General features: G+C 43.4%; 1 rRNA gene. It reads right to left on the reverse strand.

What is annotated here, in order from left to right:
- A 5S ribosomal RNA gene (gene rrf / locus D0817_RS25575) occupies window positions 1–81 on the reverse strand; the annotation flags it as partial.
- Between the last annotated feature and the right edge of the window lie 161 nt (window positions 82–242).

Below are 242 nucleotides of genomic sequence, written 5' to 3' on the forward strand. Positions count from 1 at the left end.
CTGCAGTACCATCTGCGCAGGCGGGCTTAACTACTCTGTTCGGGATGGGAAGAGGTGAGCCCCGCCGCAATAACCACCTTAAGGTCGTTGTTACTTGAGGTAACTTTTTAATTGACAATTGATAATTAAAATAATATCTTAACATACTGAGATAAAGAATATAAAAAGTGTCATCCTGAGCCGAAGCCGAAGGATTAGAAAGTTTCTCCCCCAGTGTTGCCACTGGGGAAAAGGGTGTACAT

The organism is Flavobacterium cupreum (assembly GCF_003996965.1).
In the GTDB taxonomy this organism is placed as follows: domain Bacteria; phylum Bacteroidota; class Bacteroidia; order Flavobacteriales; family Flavobacteriaceae; genus Flavobacterium; species Flavobacterium cupreum.